Annotated in this window: 10 protein-coding genes; 3 read left to right on the forward strand and 7 right to left on the reverse strand. The window is 47.5% G+C overall.

Annotated features, from left to right (window positions below; all coding sequences use genetic code 11):
• Window positions 1–43 precede the first annotated feature (43 nt).
• The gene (locus OJ16_RS01385; RefSeq protein WP_040986623.1) at window positions 44–1,627 is read right to left on the reverse strand and encodes an amidase; all 1,584 of its coding nucleotides are present in this window, start codon (window positions 1,625–1,627) and stop codon (window positions 44–46) included.
• 197 nt (window positions 1,628–1,824) lie between these two features.
• Complete coding sequence (locus OJ16_RS01390; protein ID WP_040986625.1) at window positions 1,825–2,169, reverse strand: hypothetical protein; 345 nt, start codon at window positions 2,167–2,169, stop codon at window positions 1,825–1,827.
• Between the two features lie 249 nt (window positions 2,170–2,418).
• On the opposite strand from OJ16_RS01390, the gene OJ16_RS01395 reads away from it, so the two are divergent.
• The 3 genes from OJ16_RS01395 to fdhF all read left to right on the forward strand — a co-directional run bounded on the left by OJ16_RS01395 (window position 2,419) and on the right by fdhF (window position 8,724).
• Entirely contained in the window at window positions 2,419–3,282 is an 864-nt protein-coding gene (locus tag OJ16_RS01395) for a helix-turn-helix domain-containing protein (protein WP_040986627.1), read from the forward strand.
• Window positions 3,283–3,379: 97 nt separating this feature from the next.
• Window positions 3,380–3,991, forward strand: coding sequence for a GNAT family N-acetyltransferase (locus tag OJ16_RS01400; protein ID WP_040986629.1), 612 nt, complete (start codon window positions 3,380–3,382; stop codon window positions 3,989–3,991).
• A gap of 341 nt (window positions 3,992–4,332) precedes the next feature.
• Window positions 4,333–8,724 (forward strand): formate dehydrogenase subunit alpha, encoded by a 4,392-nt coding sequence (gene fdhF, locus OJ16_RS01405; RefSeq protein ID WP_040986631.1) that lies wholly within the window; start codon window positions 4,333–4,335, stop codon window positions 8,722–8,724.
• Between the two features lie 149 nt (window positions 8,725–8,873).
• Here the strand turns inward: fdhF and OJ16_RS01410 are convergent, their stop codons facing one another.
• From OJ16_RS01410 to OJ16_RS01430, 5 genes are all read right to left on the reverse strand, one after another.
• Window positions 8,874–9,626: a 5'-methylthioadenosine/adenosylhomocysteine nucleosidase gene (locus OJ16_RS01410; protein ID WP_040986633.1), complete on the reverse strand. Its 753-nt coding sequence runs from the start codon at window positions 9,624–9,626 to the stop codon at window positions 8,874–8,876.
• A 196-nt stretch (window positions 9,627–9,822) separates the two neighbouring features.
• Window positions 9,823–10,662 carry an SDR family NAD(P)-dependent oxidoreductase gene (locus OJ16_RS01415; RefSeq protein ID WP_040986635.1) on the reverse strand — a complete coding sequence of 280 codons (840 nt, stop codon included), beginning with the start codon at window positions 10,660–10,662 and terminating at the stop codon, window positions 9,823–9,825.
• Between the two features lie 56 nt (window positions 10,663–10,718).
• Window positions 10,719–11,948 (reverse strand): permease, encoded by a 1,230-nt coding sequence (locus OJ16_RS01420; RefSeq protein WP_040986637.1) that lies wholly within the window; start codon window positions 11,946–11,948, stop codon window positions 10,719–10,721.
• Between the two features lie 220 nt (window positions 11,949–12,168).
• Window positions 12,169–13,548, reverse strand: a complete 1,380-nt coding sequence (gene hflX, locus OJ16_RS01425) for a GTPase HflX (RefSeq protein WP_040986639.1) — start codon at window positions 13,546–13,548, stop codon at window positions 12,169–12,171.
• A gap of 242 nt (window positions 13,549–13,790) precedes the next feature.
• Entirely contained in the window at window positions 13,791–14,783 is a 993-nt protein-coding gene (locus OJ16_RS01430) for a D-cysteine desulfhydrase family protein (protein ID WP_040986641.1), read from the reverse strand.
• Window positions 14,784–14,857 lie beyond the last annotated feature (74 nt).

The raw sequence follows: 14,857 nt of genomic DNA on the forward strand, positions 1-14,857 counted from the left end.
GCTCGCGATGCCAAACTAGACAAGGATGACTAGACAAGGATGACTAGACAAAGATTGGCGATCTCTTGTTCGCCCATGGGCGTGCCACTTCAAGCTGATACGCCAATTCAAATAACAAGCGGTCATTACCACGAGCGGCGGAGAAATGGCTACCAACTGGCATGTTATCGGCAGTCCAATAGAGAGGAACCGACATCGCAGGGTTACCCGCAACATTTTCTATTGGCGTGTAAGACATCAATTTTTCTGACCGCTTCCAGATCTCTTCTCCCGAGTGTGTTTTCTGATCAAAATAACGGATCTCTTTTGGTGAATGCTGCGCGCAAGGGGTTAACCACACATCGATCGTATTGAAGAACTCTCGATTATGTTTTGCCGCAAAGATGTCACACTGCCCTTTTGATTCTTGGTACAGATTCGGATTCTGCTGCAATCGCGATTGCATGGTGCGCGCTAGATAAGTGACATTCTCACTGACTTTATCTGGCATAGACTCTAACGGGGCGCCCAACGCATCAAACTGAGCGGCAAACTGCGCCATCTTGTTGCCAAATACACCCATGTAACTCTTCATGAACGATTCGCCATCTTTCACTGGCATATCCACCTCTAATACGATGTGGCCCAATTGCTCTAGTAGCGTTACTGTCGATTGAATCGCAGCTTGAGTTGACTCATCGGGTAATCGGCCATAAATATCACGCATTGTGACACCGATGCGGATCGGGCGATTTAACGGCGTATGAATCATGCCAATTGGCGTTCTTGGAAATGCGGTATCAAAACGGTCTTTCGTGTGATTTTCAGTGACTGAGATAGCCAAAGCGGTGTCTCGCACGGTTCGCGACATAAACGATTGGTGGGTAAAATCTTCCATCGTTGACCCGTTATTGAGCCCAGTAATCAATTGTTCGCGACTCGGCTTATAACCAAAAATGCCTGTCGCAGAGGCCGGCATTCTTGATGACCCACCGCCGTCGGTCGAGTGAATGATGGGCGTATAACCCGCCGCCACCGCCGCCGCACCACCACCGGTTGAAGAGTGGACGCCTTTGCGTAAATCCCACGGGTTGCGCGTCGCACCATAAAGCGGGTTTTGCGTACAACCCAGCGTCATCATCTCTGGAATGTTGGTCATGCCAATGGTATTTAAGCCAGCATTGTGCGCAGCTTGGATAAACCACGCGGTATTGTCCGGTTTGCGGCCTTTATTCAAAATCGATCCCAAAGTGCAATCCAGCCCCTCAATATCGACGCAATCTTTCGCTAAAAATGGCACGCCAGCAAACGGCGAATTTGGATTAATTTTATCGGCACGTTGCAAAGCGATGTCGTAGCATTCTGCGACAACAGCATTGACTTGATCGTTCGTTTGCTTAATTTTGTAGATAGCTTCTTGGACTAGCTCTTTTGGCGTGGCTTTTTTATGCCTAACTAATTCGGCCATTGCCGTCGCATCCAGCGGCATTTCAGGGCTTCTAAAATCAGCCGGCACACCTTGGTTGATGGCTGTCGTCGAAGTCGCCGCTGCGGTGAACGAAGCGGGAATCGTCAAAGCCGCAGCTGAGACGGCACCCTTGCCCATTGCTTTAAAGAAGTCACGACGCTTTACGTTATTGTTCATCATTTTTCGCTCTAGGTAAGCCCAACCGATGCACATAGATTACGAAAAACGTTGTATTGCCACTCGACATATAGCGACAGCTTATGAGCCCTTTACGCCAACTTGACCAAATGCACTACGTTTCTGCTCAGCCCAAAAACAAAAAAACCTACACAAGGTAGGCTTTAAACGGTAGGTTTTAAACGGCAGATTTCAAAACGTTAATGCTTAAACGTATTGGCATCATTGGGGCCACTCGCGGTAATATCGCCCGCAGGGTTAAGCAGGTGCGGCAATATTTTTGGTAAATTAAGCTCAATGTCGTTATCTATCACTGGATTAATCACTTCGTTATACCACCCGAGCAAACCAAGCACCGCATAGCCAATCGCATCATCGTCTTCACTGTGATCGAGGATGATTTGAAGAAAGCGCAGGATAGCACGGTCATTCGTTTGAGCCTGTACGCGCGTCGCGTGGAAGATATCCGTCGCTTCAGCCACTAACCCTTCGAACTCAGTCTCAATTGCGACTTTAAATGAGCCACCATCAACAGAAATTTTCATATTCTTGCTCGCCAATTCTTTAATCTGATTAAAAAAGAATAACGCCTTTCTTCTGCGCTGTCCTCAATATGCGCCTTGTAACTGTTGATCTAGATAGGGATTACAGCGCAGATGGTGAATTTATCGCCACTCTGATTTTGCTCCAAGCGCAATACGACCAGAAGCGACAGATAGATTGATTTAACCAGCGTAAACTGAGTTAAACTCTATAGGACTCTGAATTTTAAATAGTTGGGTAAAGGCATACCAATGGTCGCTTGGAAACACGCATTAGCAGGATACGAATGGCTGATCCATCAAGTCTGGTACTTAGAGGTGGAGGCTGGCGTGGAAATCAGTCCAAAACCACATTTGATTCCAAACCCTCGTGCCCACTTATTGTTTACCCCTCACGATCAGCCCTATCGCTATGACAATGGTGAGAACGTATTATCGGGCAAAGGTAGCCACCTACTGACCGCCAACGAGCATCTACTGCTACTCGAAGATCACGCCCCGTTAAAGCGTATCGGCATCACCTTTCGCCCTGAATGTTTATACCTTCTTAATAGCGCAGCAAACAGCACTGCCTCTGTCGTGGAGATAAATCAATGCCAGTGGTTTGATTGGCTAACCTCCTTATTTAACCATGATTTTCAGCAAGGCTTGTGGCAAAACACTGCAAGCCAAGAGCAACTGATATCGTTTATCAAGCAGCACCTCGACACGCTCAATCTTACCCCCAGTACAGACAAAGCTTTTGTGGTTTCACAAAAAGCCATCGCAGCCTCAGATGCCAGTCTACATAATACCGACTTCGCCAATCATCCTATCGATATCGACGCATTAGCCGTCGCCTGCGCCTGTTCACGTCGTACGTTAGAGCGCAGCTTCAAACAAGTAGTGGGATTGAGCGTGAAACAATATTTGCAGATGGCTCGCCTTGAGTTGATGATCCTCGCTTTGTATGAACAAGAAGACGATGTGGACTGGAGTGCTTTTTCGCAACAATTCGGTTTTAGCGACCAATCGCATTTGATTCGTACTTTGAAGCAGCAACTTAAACAAACACCTTCAAAATACCTAAAAAGACGCGACCTCACGATCGATATCTACGGTGATTTTGAGCAATAGACTCAACCACAAAAAACATCACTGAAAACTTGTCGCAAAAATACAATTGTTATCGGCAGCGCTAAGCTACTATGCGCCGTAGATAACGAGGTAACTAATGACTAATTCAAAACAAAACCTATATAACACTCTTAAAAAAGGGCACGCGATCCCATTTGGCGAAACGCTACATATTGCACTTGTCCAACCCAATGACTTGGCCGATATCATTGAGATGCTCAATGATGACAAAGTAAATCAGTATTTGTTCTTTGCCCCTGCGGACAACAGTTTGTACGAAGGTTTCTTTGGCCCAATCATTGAAGGCACTCAGCAAGCCATTCAAGACGGTGTTTGGCCTGACGCCCCTACGTTCGTTCTGCGAGACAAACAAGGCCAATACATGGGAATGACGGCGGTAACGCCAGTGATGTTTCTAGCTGGTAATTATGAAGTTGGGTATCAACTGCCATTCCACGCTTGGGGACAAGGCATTGCCACTCGCGCTTGCCAAATGATGACGGACATTGGTTTTACTGAACTCAACGCGCATAAAATTAGTGCCGATTGTTACGCATCCAATATCGGGTCATACAAAACCATGGAAAAATGTGGCTATGTGCTTGAAGGTCGACAGCTTGATTACTTCAAAACGGAACTCGGTTTTGACGATAAGGTTTATTACGGCATCACGGCCAAGCAATACAATGCGCTTAGCCTAGACGCATAGCCTTACCGAACAGCCTTGCCAAATAATCTCAACGCACAAAGCTATCGCCTAAATCATCAATCAAACCAAGAAAAAGCCATCAATCTCTCATTGATGGCTTTTGTGTATCCGTAACAATACAGAAAACTGAGTGATGACTCGCACGTTGATTTTCGCCATTCATGTACTCAATCTCAGCTAAAAGTGAGCAAATTTAGAACATACCACTTATTTTTCGCTCAAAAATTACTTCAAAATGTGACTTTCTGCTAGGTCGGATTTGTTTTACCCTCAATTATCCTTATAGAATGTACGGATTACGTAAGCCGCTTTGGCTTAGCTTGCAGTACTCCGAGGGTTGCATGATAGAAATCGTTATTGATGGAAAATATCGAATCGTAGAAAAGGGGCGCACCCTTCTAGAAGTCGCGAAAGTGTGTGGTGTTGAAATCCCATCATTGTGCGGCATGAACAGAAGCAATGAGAAAGTGCCTTGTGATTTGTGTGTGGTCGAAGTCGATCGCCAAAGTGCGCAACCTAACGCGTCAGAATCCATCGCATCAAAACCCACTTCATCACTACAGAGCTCAGCACGACAAAGCTCAACGCAAAAAAGTAATGAGTTAACCTCGTATGAGCTAAAACGTGCGTGTGAACTGGAAGTTTATCATGGCCTCAACGTCGTGACGCAATCAGAGCAACTCAGCGCCCACCGCAAGCAAGCGCTTAACCGCATCATGACGGATCACTACGCCGATTGTGAAGCGCCATGCAAAACCGCCTGCCCTGCCGGTGTCGATATTCAATCTTACCTTTATCACATCGCGCAGAACGATCATCAAAAAGCGATTGAAGTGATTAAACGCACTCTACCAATGCCTCTTTCCATTGGCCGCGTCTGCCCAGCATTCTGTGAAAGTGAATGTCGCCGCGCCTTAGTCGATGAACCCATTGCGATTCGTCAGCTTAAGCGCCATGCCGCCGATGCCGATCTGGCCGCGCACGAAGCCTATACACCGGAAAAGAAAGCCGACAAAGAACGTAACATTGCGATCGTTGGCGGTGGTCCAGGTGGATTGACCGCGGGTTATTATTTATCAAACGAAGGCTACAACGTCACGGTCTTTGAATCGATGCCCAAAGCCGGTGGCTGGCTGCGTTACGGTATTCCTGAATACCGCTTGCCAAAAGACATTCTTGATAAAGAAATCGAGTTGATGTGTCGTAACGGCATGCAAATTCAAACCCACCAAAAGCTCGGTGAGCATTTTACCCTTTCGCAGTTGAGCCAAGATTACGACGCGGTCTGCCTTGCGGTCGGCGCGTCACAAGCGGTTGAGATGAATTATACCGGCAGTGATTTGGATGGCTGCTATCTCGGTGTCGACTACCTCAAAGATTATGTCACGGATCAGCACTACATTACGGGGCAAAAAGTCGCCGTCATTGGCGGTGGTAATACCGCCATCGACTGCGCACGTACCGCCCGCCGCGCTGGGGCCGATACCACCTTGATTTACCGTCGTACTCGCGATGAAATGCCGGCAGAAGATTACGAAATCGTTGAAGCGGAACACGAAGGTGTGAAGTTCCACTTTTTGACCAACCCTGCGGAAAATATTGCCGATGATACTGGTCGTGTGAGTGCCATTCGTCTTGAACGTATGGCACTTGGTGAGGCGGATGCTTCAGGCCGTCGCAGCCCAAAAGCCACCGGTGAATTCTTTACCGAAGCCTTTGATACCGTGATTGCCGCGGTATCCCAAAAACCGGATTTAAGCTTCTTAGACAACGACTCACTGAAGATCCCACTGACTCGTTGGAATACCGCCGATGCCGATGACTTAACCATGCATACCGGCACGGGCAACATCTTCAGTATTGGTGATTTTCGTCGTGGTCCTGCCACTGCCGTAGAAGCGGTGGGAGATGGCCGCATCGCCGCCAAAGCGATCGACTTATTCCTCAATGGCGATATGACAGACATGCCAACGCCAGCCTTTAATTCACGCAAAGAGAAGAAACTGGCGCAAGTCGATCCACTGCATTTTGAGAATATCGTAAAAGTCTCGCGTTCAATTATGCCAGAGTTGACTCCAGCACAGCGTGAACAGAGCTTTGCGGAAGTAGAATTGGGCTTTGATAATGAAGAAGCCATGAGAGAAGCGGCGCGCTGCTTAGAGTGTGGCTGTCAAGCAAACACCGATTGCGCCCTACGCGACTATTCCACCGAATACCAAGCTGAGCAGCATTTCGACCAATCGCTAAACGTCTCTGCTGCCAAGCCTTCTCCTGCAACCGTCGTCGATCATCATGATTGGCTTGATCTGCGCGCAACCGATCGTCGCCACAAATACAGCGTGGACCGGAGTTCTGAATTTATCGAGTTTGATGCTAACCGTTGCATTAGCTGTGGCCAGTGTATTCAAGCGTGTCGTGAAACGGCCGTGCATGGCGTCTTAAGTTTTCTGTGTGACAAAAATGGTCGCCCAGCCCTACGACCAGACGATCGCCCGCGCTTTACGATGAACAGCAAAGAGACACGGGGCGCAAATAACCGCTCTGCGGCAAACACAAACTGCGACAGCTTCACCCTAATGGGCGATTCTAACTGCGTACAATGCGGTGCGTGTGTTCAAGCCTGCCCTACCGGGGCGATGGTGGACAGCCGAGATCGCTCTCAAGGCCGCGACGAGCAACTCAAAGCCGTTGACACCATTTGTACCTATTGCGGCGTCGGTTGCAAGCTCACAATGATGGTCGAAGAAGCAAGCAATACCATTCGCTATGTCAAAGGCGGCGACTCCCCCGTCAACCAAGGCATGTTGTGCGTGAAAGGCCGTTTTGGCTTTGATTTTATTCGCAGTGATGAACGTTTAACCACGCCCCTCATTCGTAAAGATGGCTGGCTACAACCGGCCAGTTGGGAAGAAGCGATCGGACTAATTGCCAATAAATTCCGCGACATCAAGCAAGACTTTGGCAGCAATGCGCTGGCGGGTTTCTCATCGGCGAAAACCACCAATGAAGACAATTACGCCTTCCAGAAGTTTATCCGTCGTGAATTGGGCACCAACAACGTCGATCACTGCGCACGCTTGTGTCACGCTTCAACCGTAACGGGCCTTGAAGCCTCGTTAGGCAGTGGCGCAATGACCAACGATATCCCAAGCATTCAGCACTCAGATGTGATTTTTATTATTGGCTCTGATACCACTTCAGCACACCCAATTATTGCCTCTCACATTAAACAAGCGATTCGTCATCACGGGGCTCGTTTGATTGTTGCGGATCCGAAACGCATAGATATGGTTGATCACGCTGAGCTCTATCTGGCTCACCGTCCTGGCACTGACGTCATGCTGTTGAATGGCGTCATGCAGCAAATCATCAAAAACGGGTGGTACGATCAAGAGTACATCGAAGAGCGTGTGGACGGTTTCGATACCTTACTGCAAGAAGTGATGTCTCCGGCTTATAGCCTAGAGAAAGTCGAGTTAGTGACCGGAATCAAAGCGCAAGATGTGTTCGCCATGGCGCGAATGATCGGCACAGCTAAGCGCACTGCCGTTTATTACTCGATGGGCATTACCCAGCACACCACCGGACACGATAACGTCCGCTCTATTGCTAACCTGCAATTGTTGTGTGGCAACATTGGCATCGAAGGCGGTGGTATTAACCCATTACGCGGCCAATCGAACGTGCAAGGGGCTTGTGATATGGGCGCTCTACCAAACAGCTACCCGGGTTATCAAAAAGTGTATAACCCAATGGTGCGCCAAAAGTTTGCAATTGAGTGGAATGCACCAAACCTACCCGAAGAGCATGGCTTAACGCTCACCGAAATCATCGACGGCGCTTGTCATCGTGATGTGCGTGGTTTGTACATCATGGGGGAAAACCCAGTATTGAGCGATCCTAACCAATCGCATGTGATTGAAGGTTTAGAAGCGCTCGATTTCTTGGTGGTGCAAGATATCTTCTTAACCGAAACCGCGCAGTACGCTGATGTTGTACTTCCCTCTTGTTCGTTTGCTGAAAAAACAGGGCATTTCACCAATACTGAGCGTCGTGTGCAACGCATCAATAAGGTGGTAAATCCGCCGGGTGAGGCCAAAGAAGATTGGTGGATTATCCAAGAAATCGCTAAGGCGATGGGCAGTGATTGGCATTACCAAACCGTGGCAGACATTACCAATGAGATTGCTCGTGTTACGCCACAATACGTCGGTTTGCAGTGGAAAAACATCCCACCTAACGGGGTACAGTGGCCAAGTAACAAGAACAATCCGCAAGGCACACGCATCATGCACCAAACGCAATTTACTCGCGGCAAAGGGCAAATGGTGGGCATTCCGTTCCGTTATGCAGCCGAACTGCCTGATGAAGAGTATCCTTTAGTGCTCACCACCGGTCGTGTATTAGAGCAGTTCCACACCGGCACGATGACGCGCAAAACAAAAGGACTGGATAACCTTGCCGGCCCTCGAGCAATGATCAGCGTTGAAGATGCCGAAGCATTAGGGATTGGCAACGGGCAACGCTTAAAAGTGTCCACACGCCGAGGCAGCATCGAAATTGATGCGTTCGTGACCAAGCGAATTCAAAAAGGTGTGGTGTTCATTCCATTCCACTTTGTTGAATCGCCAGTCAACCGCTTAACCTCGACTGCGACCGATCCGCACGCGAAAATTCCAGAGTTTAAAGTAGCGGCCGTGCGGGTTGAAATCTTCGATGCCCAACACGCTTAAACGGAGAGTATTCGTTTAAGCCGCTTGCCATAAAACGCGTTGGCAAAAATGGAAAAAGGGCGATGAATCTCCTACCGATTCTCGCCCTTTACTTCCCGATTCTTCACTCGTGCTGCAATCGCACTTAAGCCAACATAAGTCTGTGGTTATTACATACGTTTAAGCATATTCAGCGTGATATTCGCAGAGTTGTCTGCCGTGGCTTTTTTCAACTCGCTGTACACCATCTCCGCAGAACCATCCGCTTTATCTGAAATGGTACGAATCACAACGTAAGGCACGTGAAACGCATCCGCCACCTGCCCAAGGGCTGCGCCTTCCATTTCAACCGCCATCGCATTAAATTCTTTGTAGATACCCGTCACGATCTCTTTATTGGCAATAAATTGATCGCCTGATGCAATGATACCTTGGTAAACACGCTCTTTCCCTAACACGGCAACGGACGCATCAAAGGCGTATTTTTGTAAATTTTTATCCGCGTAAAAGTGACGGTCTTCATAGCCGGACAATTCACCTTTTGGCTTGCCAAACATGGTTAAGTCAACATCGTGTTGAACGAGGCTAGTCGAAACGACCACATCTAATGGCTCAAGTTTTGGTTCACTCGCACCCGCAATGCCAGTGAAAATCAGTTGATCAACACCGAATGATTGAATCAGTAATGTTGTCGCGACAGCCGCGTTTACTTTACCCACGCCAGATTGAGTGACGACCACTTCTTTACCTTCGATCGTACCGGTATAAAAAGTATGGCTACCGACCTTTGTCACTTGTTGGTTTTCAATTTTTGGCAAGAGCGCTTCAACTTCTACATCCATTGCACCGACGATACCAATCGTTGAAGCCAAAGAAGGAAAAGCACAAAGAGTAAGCATTGTTACAACTGATTTTTTAAACATGGTCACTTTCACTGAATTAACGCATCACCCCTTTGCGATACGCCGCGAACAATACCGTGTAAAAGACAAATGGCAAACGTTTGCTTGCGAGTAAAATCTCATTTGGTGAGAATCAAAAGTGAAGATAGGGTCATAACGCGATCTTCACTTTGCAAGAGTTGGTCGTCACACAGCAGCTGACGCTAAACCGACTTGCTTACTCAAACTGCACCTTATCGACATCAAAATAATAACGAGACGTGGCAATATCCATCCCTCCCGTCACCGGCAAACAGACACCGGTAATAAAACTCGCTTTGTCACTGGCTAAAAAGCTCACCGCATTGGCAATATCATCCGGTTCACCCATGCGTTTGATCGGCTGAGTGGCTAGAAAATGATCAATGTACTCTTGTGTCAGATTTTTTTTCACCGCATCCGTGGCGATCATACCCGGCAAAACCGCATTGCAGCGAATACCAAAATTCGCGTATTGAATCGCGATTTGGCGAGTCATGTGGTTGATGGCATTTTTCGACGTGCCGTAAGCAATACTCGACATTTCCGCGCTTAATGATGACAAAGAGGAAATGTTGACGATCGCGCCCCCACCCTGCTTCACCATCGTCGGAATAACCGCTTTTGATGGAATAAAGACACTGTTGATATTGGCGAGAATGTTCTTCTCCCAACTGGTCACTTCCGTATGGGCTAAATCTCTATCTTGGCGTAAATCGACACCCCCAAAATTATTGATCAACACATCAATTCTGCCTTCTTTTTCAAGAATCGAATCAATTAAAGTGGCGTACGTTTCATTATCAAACGCGTTAAAGAACACCCCGACCGCACTGCCTAGACAGATGCTATTGGCATTGATTTCACCCGCCGTTGCACTGGCCAGATCGAAATCCCAATCAGCGATATACACCTTGGCCCCTTTTGCTGCCAACAGCATACTGCATGCGCGGCCAATGCCCTGTGCGCCCGCTAGAACCAAGGCAATTTTCGTCTCAAAATCATTATTCACTGGATGGTTATTCGTCACTAATGACATATCAATTCCTTACTCAGTTTCATCGCGTCATCGATACGCGATCGTCTAAACAATAATCACATGTTCATTCCCGTAGCCGCATTGGCGCTTTTACCCAAACGGTAGTACCAAATAGAAAGAGGGATAAAAATCAGGTTCATGATGGTGGTCAAATTCCAACCAAACCCATCTTGATTGATGGTTCGCAAACCTTGTGCCGTTGCATCAAGGTTGAGCCCATTAAAGATGACATCAACGCACAAACCGGTAAATAGAATCGCGACAAACAGCAAGCCCACCATCCATTTCGCCGGGCGTTTACCATAGTATTTTTGATAAACACGCATCATAGGAATGGTTAAAACATCGGCCAGAATGAAACCAATCACACCGCCAAATGAGATGCCGCCATGCCACAGCGCCGCCGCCAAAAGTAAATTACCGACAGAACAAACATAGGCGATGACCGCAACAAAAATACCAATAATCACATCAAGAAAGGAGTGTAACCAAACCGGCAAATGGACGTCGTTGCTAATAAATAGCATGCGCCACCCTTCAATGGGCACCACCGCAATCAACACCGATGACACCACCACACCGATAAGGATCTCTTTGCCGATCATCGATAAATCCATTTGGAAGAAACCGGCTGATTTGGTCACTTTTTCCATCAACAGTGACACCGCCGTTTGGGATGCCATGTGCATGGTTTTGTCTGGCGTCGATGACATATCCATACCGCAGTCGCTATCGTCATGCGCCATCGAAGCCATATCCATACCGCAATCGCTGTCACTATCACGATCACTGTCACTCATGCTCGGTTTGTTTTCTTGCTCTGCGGCGATATGTTGACGTAATTCCGCTTCGACTTCTTTAGGATAAAAACGCTGGAAGAGCACGGCCACAGTGACGATCAAAATGAGCCCACCGAGCACTTCCCCCCACAGGAATGTCCAACCCAATAAGGCCACCAGCACGATAAACATTTCAACAATTAAATTGGTACTGGCCACCAAAAATGCCACCGCATTCGCTACGGTCGATTTTTTACTCAGTAAGGTATGTGAGAGCGATGCTGCGGCATAGGAGCAAGAAGACGAAACCATGCCGAGAACCGTCGAATATGAAAGACTTTTTACGTTGGTTTTGCCCAAGTGTTTGACCACCGTTTCAACGGGCAAAAAGTGACGAATCAGAGAGGATAAGATCAAGCCAAACGCCAACGGCCAAAAGATTTGCCACACCATATTGCTAAACACTGAGACAATATGGAAAAGAAGATTACCGCCATCACTTTGCATAAGTGACCCCTTTGTTTTAGGACGATTAAATGCTCTCTAAGCATAGTACGCCTATCACAAAGCTTTGTGTCTTGTCGAAAACTCAATCTATAAATGCAGATTTAACGAGGTGCGGGAGGGGGATTTCATCAGAAGTGACGATATCGATAATGGGGTTGAAGTGGAGGGAAGATTGGAGGATCTCAATCGGCCAAAGCGCTGATTGAGATCCCCTGACCGCTTATTTCATGCGCTTTTTCAATCTTGCCAGTTCAATGGCATTTGAACGCACCGTAAGTTTGATGTGGTCGTATTCATATTCTTCTTTGATCACGCTCATGCTGCTGCGAATTTCACCGATGATGCCTTGCGCGTCATATTGAATAATGAACTCTTCTTCAATCATATCCTGCTGCGATGCATTCACGATATATTGGTGCAGCTTAGCCACATCAAGTGGGTTGCGCGTCGAGGTCATCATCGCATCAGGAAATTCTTCCATCAGCGCTTCTTGCTGCTCAATACTCAGTTGGTCCGATTTGTTCAGTACCAGCAGTTTCTTAATATCTTCTACGCCCACTTCGCCCAACACTTCATGGACCACGTCCAATTGAGTACGGAAAGTGGCATCGGAGGCGTCAACCACATACAACAGCAAAGAGGCATCATGTGCTTCTGCAAGTGTCGAGTGGAATGAAGCAACAAGATCATGAGGTAGCTTTTTAATAAAGCCCACGGTATCGGATACCAGAATACGCGGTTGAGTCGCTGGGTAAAGTGCACGAACCGTTGTATCAAGCGTGGCAAACAGTTTGTTTTCCACCAGCACTTCGCTGCCCGTTAAGGCGCGCATCATCGACGACTTGCCGGCGTTGGTATAACCAACCAGAGCAACACTGAAAAGTTCTGAACGTTGGGTACGACGACCTTTTAATTCATGTTGTACGCTAACCAGTTCACGTCTTAGTTCAGCCAATTGGTCACGCACTTTACGGCGATCGAGCTCAAGGGTCGTTTCACCGGCCCCTTTACCCATTTGGCGCTCTTTGTTACCGCTGGTTGATTCACGTAGACGTGGCGCTAAGTAGTTTAGGCGTGCAATCTCTACCTGCAGACGTGCGGTACGTGTACGAGCATGACGGCTAAAGATTTCAATAATGATGCCGGTGCGGTCAAACACTTCCACGCCAAGTTGGTTCTCAACATTGCGCAGTTGCGATGGGCTAAGATCACAGTCAAACACAACCACATCAGCACAATGCAGAGGCAGGTTTTCTGAAGGGAGATCTTCAAAACGCATCTCGTCGTAGATAGGCGCATCAAATGCCATATCGCCGAACGATTCATCATCGAACAGATCTTCGGTATCGAGATCTTCTTCCATCTCTCCTTGATTACCCGTTAAACGGGCAATTTCTGCCATTTTACCCACACCCAGAACACTCTGCTTCTGAGTCGAAGCAAGGTTTTGCGATTGAGTACCAACAACGTTAAAGCCTAGCGTCGTCACAAGACGTGCTAATTCAGCAAGAGATTCGGTCGCCTCTGCCCCTTTAAATTGCGGTGTGCAGATGGAAATAAGTAAGGCGTTATTCTGTAATGGTTTTGCGGTTAGCTGCATAATTTTTTGTGTTTGCGCACTCGTGTGCGACCTGCGTTTTTATCGATAATTACCGTCGATCCTACGCTGTTATGCGCTTGCTTTATAGAACAATAGAGAACTAAATTGAGAATAAATTCCAACAAGCATTAACCCGTTGAATCTATGATGTTTTATTTGAGGTATTCGTCAATAAAAACCACGAGTCAGCACCGGTATGTCTGGCTCGTGGCAAGAATCGTACTTAAAAGTTGAGGATCAAACTAGAAAGCTTCGCGGTAACCAAACAATCCTTGGCTGCCACCAGTATGTAAAAAGAGTTGTTTACTGCCTGCTTTAATCACGCCTTGTTCACACAAGTCCATAAAGCCAGACATCGCTTTACCGGTATAAACAGGATCAAGCAGTAACCCTTCTTGCTGAGCGCAACGTTTTACCGCCGTGATCATTGTCGGAGTGGTCATGCCATAGCCTTCGCCATAGTAACGACCATCCGCCACCACACGGCCTTCGGCAAGGTTCGGATCAAGACCCAGAAAAACCAAAATTTCGCGGAGTAATCCTTCCACTAAGGCTTGTTGATCTTCGGTTGAGCGACTCACCGTGATTCCCAACACTGGAATGTGAGAGTTGGCCGCAATGAGACCGGCAAGCAACCCCGCTTGAGTGCCCGCGCTGCCTGTTGCCAACACAATCTGATCAATATGAAGATCTTGCTCTGCCAATTGCGCCAGTATTTCATGAGCACAGCGAACATAACCCATGCTCCCAATCACATTTGAGCCACCCATAGGTACAAAATAAGGATGACGGCCTTCGGCTTCTAACGTGGCCATTAAAGAGTGAGCGACCACACTGCAATCGTCCCCCTCTTCAACCGCATGAATGTTCGCACCCAACAGATGATCGAGTAACATATTGCCATTGTTGTAATAATCGGTCTTTGGCGTACCTTGCACATCTTCAAGCACCAATTCACAATCAAAACCAAACTTTGCCGCCGCCGCCGCGGTTTGTCTTGCATGATTTGACTGATAACCTCCGACGGTCACTAACGTATCTGCGCCTTTTTGCTGCGCATCGGCAATCAAATATTCCAACTTACGGGCTTTGTTACCACCACCGGCTAACCCTGTACAATCATCACGCTTAATAAATAACTCGCAACCAAGATCATTGGAAAGTCTTGGCAGGTATTCTAATGGTGTCGGAGTATGGCTAATCACCGTGCGAGGGATCGCATCAAATTCTTTCATTTTTAGTCTTCTTATTCGATGTAGGGATTGAGTTAGCCTCTGCCACTTTCGTCGATTGTCGCCGAAGCTCGCCG

This window comes from Vibrio renipiscarius (assembly GCF_000827885.1).
Classification (GTDB): Bacteria; Pseudomonadota; Gammaproteobacteria; order Enterobacterales; family Vibrionaceae; genus Vibrio; species Vibrio renipiscarius.